Annotated in this window: 15 protein-coding genes and 1 tRNA gene; 13 read left to right on the top strand and 3 right to left on the bottom strand. The window is 59.3% G+C overall.

Annotation, left to right across the window (positions count from 1 at the left end; all coding sequences use genetic code 11):
• Positions 1-10 precede the first annotated feature (10 nt).
• Positions 11-877: a flagellar motor stator protein MotA gene (motA, locus tag A0U94_RS07700; RefSeq protein WP_062027286.1), complete on the top strand. Its 867-nt coding sequence runs from the start codon at positions 11-13 to the stop codon at positions 875-877.
• A gap of 52 nt (positions 878-929) precedes the next feature.
• Positions 930-3047, top strand: a complete 2118-nt coding sequence (locus A0U94_RS07695; protein ID WP_077803004.1) for a prolyl oligopeptidase family serine peptidase — start codon at positions 930-932, stop codon at positions 3045-3047.
• Positions 3048-3161: 114 nt separating this feature from the next.
• Here A0U94_RS07695 and rpsU read toward each other — a convergent pair whose 3' ends face one another.
• Entirely contained in the window at positions 3162-3365 is a 204-nt protein-coding gene (gene rpsU / locus A0U94_RS07690; RefSeq protein ID WP_011251722.1) for a 30S ribosomal protein S21, read from the bottom strand.
• A gap of 201 nt (positions 3366-3566) precedes the next feature.
• Between rpsU and def the strand changes: the two genes are divergently transcribed.
• The 4 genes from def to A0U94_RS07670 are packed head-to-tail and all read left to right on the top strand — an operon-like array spanning position 3567 to position 6631.
• Positions 3567-4079, top strand: coding sequence for a peptide deformylase (def, locus tag A0U94_RS07685; RefSeq protein WP_077803003.1), 513 nt, complete (start codon positions 3567-3569; stop codon positions 4077-4079).
• Positions 4076-4564 carry a MarR family winged helix-turn-helix transcriptional regulator gene (locus tag A0U94_RS07680; protein WP_062109638.1) on the top strand — a complete coding sequence of 163 codons (489 nt, stop codon included), beginning with the start codon at positions 4076-4078 and terminating at the stop codon, positions 4562-4564. The genes def and A0U94_RS07680 overlap by 4 nt, the downstream gene beginning before the upstream one ends.
• Positions 4561-5259 carry a response regulator gene (locus A0U94_RS07675; protein ID WP_062027279.1) on the top strand — a complete coding sequence of 233 codons (699 nt, stop codon included), beginning with the start codon at positions 4561-4563 and terminating at the stop codon, positions 5257-5259. Before A0U94_RS07680 ends, A0U94_RS07675 begins: the two co-directional genes overlap by 4 nt.
• Positions 5237-6631: an ATP-binding protein gene (locus tag A0U94_RS07670; protein ID WP_062109636.1), complete on the top strand. Its 1395-nt coding sequence runs from the start codon at positions 5237-5239 to the stop codon at positions 6629-6631. Before A0U94_RS07675 ends, A0U94_RS07670 begins: the two co-directional genes overlap by 23 nt.
• Before the next feature lie 16 nt (positions 6632-6647).
• Here A0U94_RS07670 and A0U94_RS07665 read toward each other — a convergent pair whose 3' ends face one another.
• The gene (locus A0U94_RS07665) at positions 6648-7220 is read right to left on the bottom strand and encodes an outer membrane protein assembly factor BamE (protein ID WP_062109799.1); all 573 of its coding nucleotides are present in this window, start codon (positions 7218-7220) and stop codon (positions 6648-6650) included.
• 107 nt (positions 7221-7327) lie between these two features.
• Here A0U94_RS07665 and A0U94_RS07660 point away from each other — a divergent pair, with 107 nt between their 5' ends.
• The 7 genes from A0U94_RS07660 to A0U94_RS07630 all read left to right on the top strand — a co-directional run bounded on the left by A0U94_RS07660 (position 7328) and on the right by A0U94_RS07630 (position 11802).
• Positions 7328-7909, top strand: coding sequence for a DUF177 domain-containing protein (locus tag A0U94_RS07660; RefSeq protein WP_077803002.1), 582 nt, complete (start codon positions 7328-7330; stop codon positions 7907-7909).
• A 153-nt stretch (positions 7910-8062) separates the two neighbouring features.
• Positions 8063-8275, top strand: coding sequence for a 50S ribosomal protein L32 (rpmF, locus tag A0U94_RS07655; protein WP_062026921.1), 213 nt, complete (start codon positions 8063-8065; stop codon positions 8273-8275).
• Positions 8276-8348: 73 nt separating this feature from the next.
• Positions 8349-9458, top strand: a complete 1110-nt coding sequence (gene plsX, locus A0U94_RS07650) for a phosphate acyltransferase PlsX (protein WP_077803001.1) — start codon at positions 8349-8351, stop codon at positions 9456-9458.
• A gap of 6 nt (positions 9459-9464) precedes the next feature.
• The gene (locus A0U94_RS07645) at positions 9465-10439 is read left to right on the top strand and encodes a beta-ketoacyl-ACP synthase III (protein WP_062109629.1); all 975 of its coding nucleotides are present in this window, start codon (positions 9465-9467) and stop codon (positions 10437-10439) included.
• Positions 10440-10512: 73 nt separating this feature from the next.
• Positions 10513-10836: an integration host factor subunit alpha gene (locus A0U94_RS07640; protein WP_062029633.1), complete on the top strand. Its 324-nt coding sequence runs from the start codon at positions 10513-10515 to the stop codon at positions 10834-10836.
• The gene (locus tag A0U94_RS16005; protein ID WP_208611621.1) at positions 10826-11665 is read left to right on the top strand and encodes a MerR family transcriptional regulator; all 840 of its coding nucleotides are present in this window, start codon (positions 10826-10828) and stop codon (positions 11663-11665) included. The genes A0U94_RS07640 and A0U94_RS16005 overlap by 11 nt, the downstream gene beginning before the upstream one ends.
• A 60-nt stretch (positions 11666-11725) precedes the next feature.
• Positions 11726-11802, top strand: a tRNA-Pro gene (locus tag A0U94_RS07630).
• Positions 11803-11824: 22 nt separating this feature from the next.
• Here the strand turns inward: A0U94_RS07630 and A0U94_RS07625 are convergent.
• A complete protein-coding gene (locus A0U94_RS07625; RefSeq protein WP_062029635.1) occupies positions 11825-12949 on the bottom strand; it encodes an AI-2E family transporter in 1125 nt (374 codons plus the stop codon).
• Positions 12950-13034 lie beyond the last annotated feature (85 nt).

The raw sequence follows: 13034 nt of genomic DNA, 5'->3' as shown, positions 1-13034 counted from the left end.
AAGTTTTCGGATGTTCATCATTATCGGTCTGGTTGTTGTTCTGGGCTGTGTTTTCGGATCGTTCGTAGCATCCGGCGGGGCCATTGGCCCTCTCGTCTCCTCAATGCCTTTCGAGCTTCTGACCATTCTGGGTGCTGCTGTCGGAACCTTTCTGATGGCCAACTCCATAGCTGCCGTGAAGCACCTGCCGGGTGGCCTGAAGAAGGCCATGAAGGGTTCGCAGTATGTCCGGTCAGACTATGTCGATCTTTTGAGTCTGTTGTTCCATATTTCGAAACTGGCCTCTTCCAAGGGGTTCATGGCGCTTGAATCCCATATCGAAGATCCACAGGGCAGCACGGTTTTTGGCGCTTTTCCGAAAATCCGGGACAATTCCCATGTCTGTTCGTTCATCTGTGACTATCTGCGTATGGCAGGCATGAATGCCACCGATCCGTATCAGATGGATGAGGTGATGGGGAATGAACTCAAAAAAAACATGCGGGAGGAAATGCACCTCTCCCACGCACTCCAGTCTATCGCTGATGCGCTGCCGGCACTTGGGATCGTGGCGGCGGTTCTCGGCGTGATCAAGACAATGGCCTCCATCAGCAAGCCTCCAATCATTCTGGGTGAAATGATTGCGGGCGCTCTGGTCGGAACATTCCTTGGTATTCTTCTAGCCTACGGAATTGTCGCGCCGATTGCCAGCCGATTGGGGGGCGTGGTGGAGGAAGAATCCTCTTATCTCGATCTCGTGCGATCCGTGATTGTGGCGCATCTTCAGGGGAATGCCCCTCAGGTCAGTGTCGAAATCGGTCGTAAAAGCATTCCCTCCGATCTGATGCCGAGCTTTCAGGAAGTAGAGGAAGCTGTCAGCGCAGCGGCTGTGGCCTGATTGTCCGGATGTCTTTACGATGCCGATATTGTCGGTATCGTAAAGGCGTTCCATGTCTCCTGTTCTTGCGAGAGCACTCTGTCTGTCTCTCTCCATCCTGCCTCTGGCGGCCTATGCGGGTCCATCTTCTCTTCCATCACCTGCCGAGCTGAGCCAAACGGACGGTGCCATGGCGCTGGAATGGGTGAGGGCGCAGAACGCCAACACAGAAGCAACGCTTACTTCTGATCCCAGCTACAAGCCTCTCTACCAGAAAATCCTGACGGCCCAGCAATCCCCGGCACGTCTTGCGCTCCCTACACAGCAGGGTGGGGAAATCTGGAATTTCTGGCAGGATGATCGCCATACACGCGGAATATGGCGTAGCACTTCGACATCCTCCTTCCAGTCCGGCCATCCGGAATGGAAGATGCGTTTCGACCTTGATGCGCTGGCACAGAATGAGCATGCCAACTGGGTCATGGAGGGTCTGGACTGTCTCAGCCCGCAGGACCGGTTCTGTCTCATGTCGCTGTCAGAGGCGGGAGAAGATGCTCATGTGGTCCGGGAATACGACACACAGGCAGATACTTTTGTTAAAGACGGCTTTGATCTTCCTTCCGGAAAGCAGACGGCCATCTGGGTTGACGCCAATACACTTCTGGTCTCGCGAGACTGGGGGGCAGGCAACGCCGGGCTGACGCGTTCGGGCTATCCCTATTCGGTTCGGCTTTTGCATCGTGGGCAGAAACTGGCCCAGGCTGTCGAAGTCTATCGTGGTCAGATCACGGATATGGATGTGGCGCCAGAGCGCCTGCGTGATGAAAAGGGCCGTGAACTCTTCCTGATCAGCCGTCATCGGGATTTCTTCCACACGGAAGTCAGTCTGTTCAATCCTGCAACGCAGACGCTGACCCGGCTGCCTCTGCCGGAAAAATATGACAGCCTGTCCTATCTGGATGGCCAACTGGTTCTGCATCTGTTGCAGGACTGGACACTGGCCGGTCAGACATTTCATGCAGACAGCATTGTTGCGCTCGACCTGAAAAATCCTGCGGCTCCCCGGACCATCCTCTCGCCGACATCCCGCCAGACGATCGGGGATGGCATGGGGGATGCGCTTGCGGTGACAAAAGATGGTCTGGTTGTTGTTGTGTACGACAACGTCCAGCCTGTCCTGAAGCTCTATCGTCACGGCGCGAGCGGAGCGTGGACGTCGCGGTCGATTTCCTTACCTAGGAATATGGCGGCTGAAATCGTTTCGTCAGATCCCGGACTGTCGCAGGCCTATCTCCAGCTTGAAGGCTTTATTCAGGCGCCACAGATCTGGAGCCTGAATACGACGGCCCAGACCGCTCAGCCTCTGTATCGCCAGCCCGATCTGTTCGAGGCATCCAATCTGGCTGTCGAGCAGATGTCGGCCACCAGCGCGGATGGTACGGCCATTCCTTATTTCATTGTGCATGCCAAAGACTGGCGGAAGGATGGCGCCCGTCCGACGCTGATGACGGCTTATGGTGGTTTCGGGCTGTCCTATCTGCCGGTCTATCATCCCGATCTCGGGATTACATGGTTTGACCGGGGTGGCGTTTACGTCATGGCCAATATCCGTGGTGGCGGAGAATTCGGACCCGCATGGCATGATGTCGCTCGTCGGGAAGGGCGGCAGAAAGCCTATGACGATTTTGCGGCCGTTGCCCGGGATCTGACGGCACGCCATATCACATCGCCACGGCATCTGGGGCTGCGGGGACGGTCCAATGGCGGTCTGCTGGCGGGTGTGGAGTTCACCCAGCATCCGGAGCTGTGGAATGCTGCCATTATCGGCGTGCCGCTTCTGGACATGATGAATTACGAGCAGATGGCGGCAGGAGCGTCCTGGGCCGCCGAGTATGGCAGCGTCTCGGAGCCGGGGCCGCGCGCGTTCTGGGAGAAGATGTCGCCTTTGCAGAACTTGAAGGCGGGCGTGTCCTATCCGGAGCCGTTTATTTTTACCTCAACGCGTGATGACCGGGTCGGTCCGATCCATGCGCGTCGCTTCGCGGCCCGGCTGGAAAGCCTGAAACAACCCTTCCTGTATTATGAGGATGTGGAAGGCGGCCATGCCGGTACGGTCAATGCGGCCGAAGTCGCGCATGAGCGGGCTCTGGAAGCCATCTATCTCAGCCATCGACTGATGGACGCGCAGTAAGCTGGACGCATCCCCTGTCCGCATGGCGGGCAGGGGAGCGGGAGCATTTCAGGCATAAAAAAAGCCGCACTCCCGAAGGAGGCGGCTTTTTTTCCGTTCGGAGGACGTGAAGGCTTAGAAGCCTTCACGCTCCAGACGCTTACGCTCCATCTTGCGGGCGCGACGAACAGCTTCAGCTGCTTCGCGGGCGCGCTTTTCGGAGGGCTTTTCGAAGTGGCGACGCAGCTTCATTTCACGAAACACGCCTTCGCGCTGCATCTTCTTCTTGAGCGCCTTAAGCGCCTGGTCAACATTGTTGTCACGAACGAGAACCTGCACGGTGCCGTCAACTCCTTATGGGCCCGCTCTTCAGCGCCACCCGTGATATGGCAATCCAACTAAGGATGGTGCCCTTAACACATCTTTTGCGGGGAACGCAATTCATTCGGCCATGCTTGAATGGATTCTTCGCAAAGCGCACTCTGTGGCGTGCATTTGCGTTCCCTAGGATGCACAGCCCGTCGGAAGGAAGATGATTTCATGGCCCTGCTCAAGATTGCCCGGATGGGCAACCCCGTCCTGCATCAGGTGGCACGGGCCGTTTCTGACCCGAAAGCCCCGGAAATCCAGTCTCTCATCGCAGACATGCTGGAAACGATGGCCGATGCGCGCGGGGCAGGACTGGCAGCGCCTCAGGTCCATCAGCCGCTGCGGATGTTCGTCTATCACGTTCCTGCAAGCCGTGTGGCGAATCCCGAGGAGGCATTGCTGCCCCGCGTTCTCATCAACCCCGAAATTGTGCCTCTTGGGGAAGAGATGATGATCTGCACCGAAGGGTGCCTGTCGATTCCGGGGCTGCGGGCGGACGTGCCGCGTTATGCAGCGGTGCGCTATTCCGGGTTGGATCAGGACGGGGTGCTCGTCGAAGGCGAGGCGACGGGGTTTCATGCCAATGTCCTGCAACACGAAAACGACCATCTGAACGGCATTCTCTATCCGCAGCGGATTACCGACTTCGATCGCTTTGGATATGTGGAGGAAGCTCTCCGGTGACAGCCAGGTCCATGGACATTCCATCATCTGCGACGGCGCATCTTTATCTGCGGGAAGACCGTATCCGGCAGTCCTATGAGGCCATGATGCTGGCCTGGCGGACCCTGAATGCCGACTGCGAAATTCTTCTGCGCGAGAGAGGGCTGGGGCCGGCGCATCACCGCATTCTTTTTCTGACAGCCGCGCATCCGGGAATTACCCCGGGCGCGCTTCTGAACAGCCTCGGTATCACCAAACAGTCTCTTGGCCGCGCTCTGGGGGATCTTCGGGAGCGCAGGCTGCTTGTGCAGGAAGAAGACCGTCACGACCGCCGCAAACGTCCTCTGCGCCTGACGGAAACCGGGGAAGCCCTTGAACGCGAGCTTTTCCTTATGATCCGCGAAGTCATGACCAGAGCCTATCGTGAAGCAGGCATGACGGCCGTGGAAGGGTTTCGCCGTGTCCTCACGCCCCTGCAGGCACCAGTCGGAAATCCTGTCCCATGAGTGACGAGCATATTCTGGTCGTTGATGATGATCCGCGCCTTCTGCGGCTTCTCCAGCGTTATCTGTCCGAGAATGGCTATCGTGTGAGTACGGCCCTTGATGCTCTGGCGGCCCGCGACGTCCTGCAACGGATTCAGCCCGATGCACTCGTTCTCGACGTGACCATGCCGGGCGAGGACGGTCTGTCCCTGACCAACAGCCTGCGCAGGGATGGTCTGTCGCTTCCGATTCTGCTTCTGACGGCACGGGGAGAGCCTGCGGATCGGATCGGTGGCCTTGAAGCCGGTGCGGACGATTATCTGGGCAAGCCATTCGAACCGCGTGAGCTTCTGCTGCGTCTGCGGGCCCATCTTCGACGTGTGGTGCCCTCATTGCCAGTGGTGGACGAAGTTCCCGACATCCTGCGGCTGGGAGAGCTGGAATTCGATGTCAAACGCGGGCTCCTTAGTGGCCCTCAGGGAGCCGTGCATCTGACGGGAGGAGAATCCGCACTCTTGGGCGTTCTCACAAGCCAGCCGGGAACGGTTCTCTCGCGTGAAGCCATCGCCAGGGCGCTGGAGATGGACGAGATCGGCGAACGTGCCGTCGACGTTCAGGTCACGCGCCTGCGGCGGCGGATCGAGGTGGACCCCAAGGAACCCCGTTTCCTTCATACCGTGCGGGGCAAGGGCTATGTTCTCAAACCGGGACGCTGACCCGGCGCTCGAGCGGGACGATGCCTGGCAGAAGCTGGACCGTCCGTTAAGGCGTATCCTGCCGCGCTCCCTCATGGGGCGGTCGATGCTGATTGTGCTTATTCCCCTGCTGGTCACGCAGGCGATCGCGCTTGGCCTGTTTTACGGGACCTATCTGAACGTCGTCTCCCGCCGTCTGTCAGATGGCGTGACGGGGGAAATTTCGCTTGTCATTGCCATGATCGAGCATACTTCTTCCGGCGCGGAACGGGCGCTCATTCTTCAGGACGCGTCCTCACGGACCCAGCTGGGCTTTTCGTTCCATCCTGCCGAAACGCTCTCCCGGCACGGGACGAATCATGTTCTGGGTCCGATGGATGACGATTTCGCCCGTTCCATCCAGCAGACTCTCGGCAGCTCCTATGATGTGGACTGGTCTGGAGCGCCCCAGACCGTGCGCGCCTCGATCCAGTTGCCGCAGGGCGTGATGGTGGTCATGGTCCCGGCCAAACGCCTGAATATCGGGCCGATCTGGCTTTTTGTCGTCTGGGCTGTCAGCAGTTCCATTCTGCTGTTCCTGATCGCCGGGCTGTTCATGCGCAATCAGGTGCGCGCCATCCGTCGTCTGGGGCATGCTGCCGAACTGTTCGGGATGGGGCGGGATCAAGGACCGATCCGCCCTCAGGGCGCGCGGGAGGTACGGCAGGCCGCCGTTGCGTTCAATCGCATGCAGGCGCGGGTGAACCGCTTTGTGGCGCAACGTACGGCTGTTCTGGCCGGGGTCTCGCACGATCTGCGGACGCCCCTGACACGACTGCGTCTGACGGTTGCCATGATCCCCACCTTCGGCCCGATCCGTGCCGAAAGCCTCAAGCCAGATCTGGCGGATATGGTCGCGGATATCGAGGACATGGAGCGCCTGATCGGCAGCTATCTGTCATTTGCGCGTGGAGAGGGGGCGGAAGATCCCGTCCTGACTGATCTGAGGGGGATGCTTGAGGATGTTGCGGCTGCCACGCTGCGGGCGGGCGGGCATGTGCTGGGGGTCGAAGGCCGGGAGGGCGTGGAAGCTGTGGTCCGGCCTGATGCCCTGCGACGCGTTCTGACGAATCTGGCAGAAAATGCCCGCCGTCATGGAGGGGCGATGCGGTTTTCCCTGCGTGAAGGGACGCGGAATATCGAAATCGCTGTGGAGGATAACGGACCGGGCCTGTCCGCCAGCCGTCGTGCCGCCATTTCTGAACTCAATGGCACGAGTGGCAGCCAAGATGGACAAAGCGGGGGTCTGGGGCTGACGATCGTACGGGACATCATTCATGCCCATGGCGGGTCCATCCGCCTGATGGATAGCCCGCTGGGAGGTCTGGGCGTTCTGCTCAGCCTCCCGAAATAATCAGGCTTTCAGAAACTTAAGGCAGCGAGTTGCCGGCGCCGCCATTGCCGGTGCCCTGACCGCCCATCGGTCCGGTGCTTCCGCCGAACTGGCTGCTCATGCCGCTCATCGGGTTGTAGCGGCCGACATTGCCCAGCAGTTCCTGCAGGATGGACGAACTGGTGCCTGGCGTTGGTGTTTTCGCGCCCACCATGCCGACATACATCGCATTCTTCTTGTTGAGTGTGTCCACCTTGCGCAGGACGCCGCCATTATCGAAATTCAGGACGACAACCTCCTGTTTCTTGACGCTCGGGAAGGTCAGCGGCGTAGGCGACGTGATCATCGAGACGTAGATCCAGGTATTGTCGTCGAAGGTCGCATGCGCCGTCGGCGATCCCAGCAGATCGAGCACGTCCGTGCGTGTGCTCGTTCCGGGCACGAGCTGAGCATAGTCGGTCTTTTCGATCAGGGAGCCACGCGGCTCGGGAATCGGGGAAAAGAACGAGCATCCGCCGAGCAGCAGCGGAACGCATGCCACTCCGGCCTGTGCGAAACGGCGAAGGAAGCGTGTTCTGCTTTGGGGCGTCGGGGAAGATGCGTTATTCATGGATCCGGAAACTATCCTGTGCAAGAGAACCGCTTCACTGAGCGCGTGCCCGAATGGCGCCTGCATGTCAACGATTTCCCCCATATTCCGGGGGCTGGAGTGTCTGAATGTCCCATTCTCCTGAATTTTCCCGACGCATCCCTTTCAACCGGCTGGGATCGGGGCTGGACGAGACGATCGAGGCTTCACCTGCCGAGCGTGCGGCCCTTGCAGCCCGTCTGGGACTCCCCGAAATCGAAGCGCTGACCTGTCGCTTTCGTCTGACGCCCGCAGACAACCGGAGCGTTCTGGCAGAAGGCCACCTTGCGGCGAAAGTCACGCAGACCTGCGTCATCACGTCCGAACCTTTCAAGGATGTTCTGGCCGAGACTTTTTTCCTGCGGTTCATCCCCCTGGAGGACATGCCCGAGGACGAATTCGACATTGATTCCATTGATCTGGATGGTCCTGACGAGGTTCCGCATGATGGAAAGGCCCTTGATATCGGTGAAGCCACAGCGGAACAGCTTGCCCTGATGCTGGACCCCTATCCGCGCAAACCCGGCGTCGGTCTGGAAAATGCGGTTGACGTGGCGCCCGCAGAAGGGGAAGAAGGGGCTGAGTTGTCTGGCGAAGGGCCGGATGGTCCACGCCGTCCCAATCCGTTTTCAGCACTTTCCGCGCTGAAAAGCGGGGACAGGAAAGAATAAAATCCCACGTCTGACTTGCGGGTTTCCTCAGGCTCTGCTAGAGCCGCCCGCCTGAACTCGACGTAAATACGAGACGACGAACAACAGGGCACCGGATGCCGCGGGGAGCGGAGCAGGGGTGCCGACACAGAAGCAGAAAGAGGCATAAAAGCCATGGCCGTCCCTAAAAGAAAGACTACGCCGTCCCGTCGTGGCATGCGTCGCAGCCACGATGCCCTGACCGTCGAGGCTCACGCAGAGTGCTCGAACTGTGGCGAACTGAAGCGTCCGCATCACGTTTGCAGCCACTGCGGTCACTATGACGGCCGTGAAGTGGTCGCTGCTGGAAACAGCGGCAAGGGCCTGAAGACCGCCGTCCGCGCCTGATCCCTACCTGCGGGTCCGTCATCTCTCAGGAGTACGGCCCCGCATCTGTGATGCTGTCCGGGAAACTGTCTCAATGACCAAAGCGCCTGTCACGCCCGAACGTGACATCGCGGCCTCCGGGCCTTATGCCCTCGCCGTCGATGCAATGGGTGGTGACAGGGCCCCGGATATCGTCCTTGCCGGACTTGATCTGGCTGCCGACCGGCACCCTAAGGCCCGTATTCTCCTGATCGGAGATGAAACCCTTCTCAGGGCCGCGCTGGCCAAACATCCCAAAGCTGCAGGCCTGTGTGATATCCGTCACTCAGAAGCCAGTATCCCCATGGATATGAAGCCGACGTCCGCTTTGCGCGTTCGGGGCTCTTCCATGCGCATGGCTATGGAAGCGGTCGCCGCAGGTGAAGCTCGCGGTGTTGTTTCTGCAGGCAACAGCGGTGCCATGCTGGCTCTTGCGAAAATCATCGTCAAAGCCCTGCCGGGGATTTCCCGGCCTGCCATGGCCGCGGTTCAGCCGTCGGCCCGTGGTGATGTCGTGATGCTTGATCTGGGTGCGAACATTGCCTGCGATGCGCGCAATCTGGTCGAATTTGCGATTATGGGCGAAGCTTTCGCTCAGGCCGCGCTCGGTCTTCCGTCTCCGACCATCGGCCTTCTGAATGTCGGTTCAGAGGAGCTGAAGGGAGACGATCGGCTGCGGCAGGCTTCTGAACGTCTGAGAGAAAGCCCTCTGGCGCCACAGTTTCATGGCTTTGTCGAAGGACACGACATTACGGCCGGAACAACCGACGTGATCGTGACGGACGGTTTTACCGGCAATATTGCGCTGAAAACCGGCGAAGGTGCACTGAAACTTGCCTTCGGACTCCTGCGGCGCGTTTTTGAAACCAATCTGCTGACCCGCCTTGGATATCTTCTGGTCAAACCGGGACTGGAGCGGATGCGGGAATGGATTGACCCGCGTCGCTACAACGGGGCCCTGTTTGTCGGTCTGAACGGAATTGTCGTGAAATCGCATGGTGGAGCGGACGGCGAAAGCTTTGCCGCAGCCGTAGATGTTGCCATGGATGCCGTCACGCACCACCTGAACGACAAGATCCGTGATCGTCTGGAGCAGCTTGGGATGGGAACGTCCGAGCCAACTGAGACCGTATCCACCAGGGCTGTTCCCGAACCTGTGAGCTGAAAAATTATGTCCGATCCCATTCGTGTCCGCCTGACGGGTGTCGGGGGCTATCTGCCGCGCGACGTCGTGACCAATGACGATCTTGCCCTGAAATACGGCATCGAGACTTCGGACGAATGGATCAGGACCCGAACCGGCATTGCCCAGCGGCATATCGCTTCCGGTGACGAAACCACGGCCAGCATGGCTGCCAAGGCTGCCCGGCAGGCTCTGGACTACGCAGGCGTCGATGCTTCCGAGGTCGATGCGGTTCTGGTCGCCACGGCTACTCCGGATCAGGTTTTCCCCGCCGTGGCAGTGCAGGTTCAGGCTCTCCTGGGCATGACGACAGGTTTTGGCTTCGACCTCAGCGCCGCGTGCTCGGGTTTTGTCTATGCTCTGGCGACGGCCCGGGCGTTGATGCAGGCTGGTCAGGCGAAAAAGATTCTTGTCATCGGAAGTGAGGTTTTCTCGCGCCTGTTGGACTGGACGGACCGCTCCACCTGCGTCCTTTTCGGGGATGGTGCGGGCGCGGTACTGCTGGAAGCCAGTAGTGAGGGCGAGGAGGGTATCCTCTCCACTCATCTGCACTCCGATGGCCGGACGGGCGATATTCTTTATGTGGACGGTGCTGCGGGATGTGCATCAGCAACGCAGCAGTTGCGGATGCAAGGACGCGAGGTGTTCCGTCACGCCGTGGTCAAGCTCTCGCAGGCCGTGGATGAGGCGCTGGCGGCCAATGGTCTGACCGGTCAGGATATCCAGTGGATGGTACCGCATCAGGCCAATCTGCGGATTATCGAGGGTATGGCGAAGAAGCTGGCACTGCCGTCGGATCGGGTCGTGGTGACGGTGGACCGTCATGCCAACACCTCTGCGGCGTCTATTCCGCTGGCCCTGAATGAGGCTGTGCGGGACGGCCGGATCCGTAAGGGAGATCTGGTCCTGATGGAGGCGCTGGGTGGCGGACTGACATGGGGGTCCGCTCTCGTCCGGATGTAGGCCCGTGCCCCATTCGGGGCTGGTTAATGATTGATTCCTTTGACTGTTCTGTGCGTCATGATACGCAAGTGACATGAGCACAGTCACGCGCGCGAATCTTGTTGAGCATCTCTATAGCCGTGTTGGTCTTTCCCGACACGACTCCTCCATGATTCTCGAGAGCCTTCTGGGCGTGATCTCCGATCGCCTCGAAGCAGGCGAATCCGTGAAGCTGAGCGGATTCGGAACGTTCTCCGTCCGCCAGAAGGGAGAGCGCATCGGACGCAATCCCAAGACTGGTGTGGAGGTTCCTATCCTTCCCAGAGCCGTATTGGTGTTCAGACCTTCCCAATTGCTGAGGGATCGGATGAACGGTTCCGAGAACGCCGTTACCGAGGCATCGTTCCATGACAGATAAGTCCATATCCGAGGCCAATGCGTTGCCGCCGAATGACGATCTCCCGACAGGTCTGGAAAAGGTTAGAAAGGCCCCGGATGCCTATCGGACCATCAGCGAAGTTGCCGAGGAACTGCATATTCCCCAGCATCGCCTGCGGTCATGGGAGACCATCTATCCGGGCGTAAAGCCGTTTCGCGGGGAAAGTGGACGGCGCTATTACAGTCCCGAGCATATCGAGACGCTTCGGTTGATTTCGGACCTGCTTTACGTGCAGGGCTACAAAGGGCAGGGAGTTTTGCGGGTGCTGCGAGAGCGCCGCGCTCAGAAAGCACGGGCCGGTCAGAAAGCCGTTGCCGAGATCGTGCCGGAAGCGCTGCCTGAGATTCCAGCCGCGGCTGTGGAGCCGGTGTTTGCTCCGGCGGTGACTGCTGTTGCGCTGGTTGAGGAAGATCAGTCATTTGCGGAAACGCCGCTGGTTGCAGACATTGTCGGCGATGAAGACGTTAATGCTGCTCCCGCAATCCATCCTGACGACGAGGTTACTTTTCCGGAACGTCCAGCCGAAGCTCACAATGTTATCGTAGCCGAGACGCTTGACCCTCCGGAAGAAAATGAGATCGCCGAAGCCGAAGCCGAAGCCGAAGCCGAAGCCGAAGCCGAAGCCGAAGCCGAAGCCGAAGCCGAAGCCGAAGCCCACGATTCTGCACTTCTTCTGACCCTGCGTGACGAAAACGAACTTCTGTTCAGCGCGCTCGAAAAGACCGAGGCCGAAAACGGCCTGCTGCGGGCGGAACTGCGGGAAATTTTCGAAGAGCTTCAGAATTTGCGAAATCTTCTGCCAGTTTAGTCACAATCCCCCATTGCGGTGAGGGTGGGACACTGCTAAACCACCGCCACCGCAGGACGACGGGCAGTAGCGCAGCCTGGTAGCGCACCAGTCTGGGGGACTGGGGGTCGTGGGTTCGAATCCCGCCTGCCCGACCAGTCCTGCGGTAATATTTCTTCCTTAAAACTCAGTGTCTTTTGCATAGATCCCTTTGCGGGGATTTGTCTCTGTCCAGAGCGTCCATAGCAGATGCAGGGCGGACATGATGGCCGGACCAAGGAAGAGGCCCAGCAGACCCCAGGTCTCGGCGCCCCCAAGAATTCCCAACAGAACCCACAGGAACGGCATTTTCGTGCTGCCACCAATCAGTGCGGGGCGGATGAAATGGTCCGCGATGAAGATCACGACGGAGCCGATGGCAGCCACGACGATTGCTCCGATCATGCTGCTTTTTGCCAGCAGCAGCAGCGCCACCAGCCCGACTGTCGGCCATGCCAGAAACGGGATCATGGCGGCGACAGCCGTGACCATCGCAAACAGCAGGGGCTGTGGGGCGCCCGTCGACATATAGACGATCCCCATGATCGCCCCTTCGCCCAGACCGACCAGAACAAGTCCGGCCAGCGTCCCGTGGACTGAGGAAATCATCTGCTTGGCGAGGCTTTCTCCCTGCTCACCGAACAGCCGCTGTGATCCCAGAAGGCATTTACGGATAACACTGTCGCCATCTTTCAGCAGGAAAAACAGTGTCAGTAGCGAGAAGGCGAACAGGGTGCCCCGGCGGGCGAGCTGCGTGCCTACCTGTCTGGTCATCTGCATTCCATGTCCGACGTCGACGGAATGAAGCAGATGGGAGAGGCGCTGCGGGCTGGTCATGTGGTTCTGCCACCAATTGGTGGCCTGGGTGGCCATGAAAGGCAGGTGTGGCACCCATTCCGGCATCGGAATGCCGTTGTTGCGCACGTCATCAATCCATTCCAGCGCGCTTCGTGCCTCATCCGCGACTTTCACCCCAACCAGCGAAACAGGCACCAGAAAGATCAGCGCCACGGCCAGGGTAAAGATCATGGGCAGCCAGTCGCTGCGGCCGAAGCGCAGTTCAGCTCGGCGGTAAAGCGGCCAGATCGAAATTGTGAACACGCAGCCCCACAGAAGGGCCGGCAGGAAGCCCTTGAGGGTATAAAGGCCTATCGCCACGAAAAAGAGTGCCAGAAAGCCCCGTGCGCGCCGCTGGATCGTTCCCGTGGAGGCTGAAGCCTCTATCGTGATGGTGTCGGGTGATGAAGAAGAAGAAAGATCGGTCATGGGACTTCCGGAAGAAAAACATGCCTGAACTGTCGTCTTGCGCAGGGAGAACTGCCTTGACGAAAAGAGTCCGGATGAAAAGAGG

This window comes from Gluconobacter albidus (assembly GCF_002005485.1).
GTDB lineage: Bacteria > Pseudomonadota > Alphaproteobacteria > Acetobacterales > Acetobacteraceae > Gluconobacter > Gluconobacter albidus.
This window is presented reverse-complemented; position numbering and strand designations above follow the sequence as displayed.

What these genes read in the sequence shown, in the direction of transcription:
- A0U94_RS07675 (WP_062027279.1), top strand. Translation starts at nt 4,561, where the DNA reads ATGAGTGACGAGCATATTCTGGTCGTTGATGATGATCCGCGCCTTCTG.
- A0U94_RS07640 (WP_062029633.1), top strand. Translation starts at nt 10,513, where the DNA reads ATGAGCACAGTCACGCGCGCGAATCTTGTTGAGCATCTCTATAGCCGT.
- rpmF (WP_062026921.1), top strand. Translation starts at nt 8,063, where the DNA reads ATGGCCGTCCCTAAAAGAAAGACTACGCCGTCCCGTCGTGGCATGCGT.
- A0U94_RS07625 (WP_062029635.1), bottom strand. Translation starts at nt 12,949, where the DNA reads ATGACCGATCTTTCTTCTTCTTCATCACCCGACACCATCACGATAGAG.
- A0U94_RS07660 (WP_077803002.1), top strand. Translation starts at nt 7,328, where the DNA reads ATGTCCCATTCTCCTGAATTTTCCCGACGCATCCCTTTCAACCGGCTG.
- A0U94_RS16005 (WP_208611621.1), top strand. Translation starts at nt 10,826, where the DNA reads ATGACAGATAAGTCCATATCCGAGGCCAATGCGTTGCCGCCGAATGAC.
- motA (WP_062027286.1), top strand. Translation starts at nt 11, where the DNA reads ATGTTCATCATTATCGGTCTGGTTGTTGTTCTGGGCTGTGTTTTCGGA.
- def (WP_077803003.1), top strand. Translation starts at nt 3,567, where the DNA reads ATGGCCCTGCTCAAGATTGCCCGGATGGGCAACCCCGTCCTGCATCAG.
- plsX (WP_077803001.1), top strand. Translation starts at nt 8,349, where the DNA reads ATGACCAAAGCGCCTGTCACGCCCGAACGTGACATCGCGGCCTCCGGG.
- A0U94_RS07670 (WP_062109636.1), top strand. Translation starts at nt 5,237, where the DNA reads ATGTTCTCAAACCGGGACGCTGACCCGGCGCTCGAGCGGGACGATGCC.
- A0U94_RS07665 (WP_062109799.1), bottom strand. Translation starts at nt 7,220, where the DNA reads ATGAATAACGCATCTTCCCCGACGCCCCAAAGCAGAACACGCTTCCTT.
- A0U94_RS07695 (WP_077803004.1), top strand. Translation starts at nt 930, where the DNA reads ATGTCTCCTGTTCTTGCGAGAGCACTCTGTCTGTCTCTCTCCATCCTG.
- A0U94_RS07645 (WP_062109629.1), top strand. Translation starts at nt 9,465, where the DNA reads ATGTCCGATCCCATTCGTGTCCGCCTGACGGGTGTCGGGGGCTATCTG.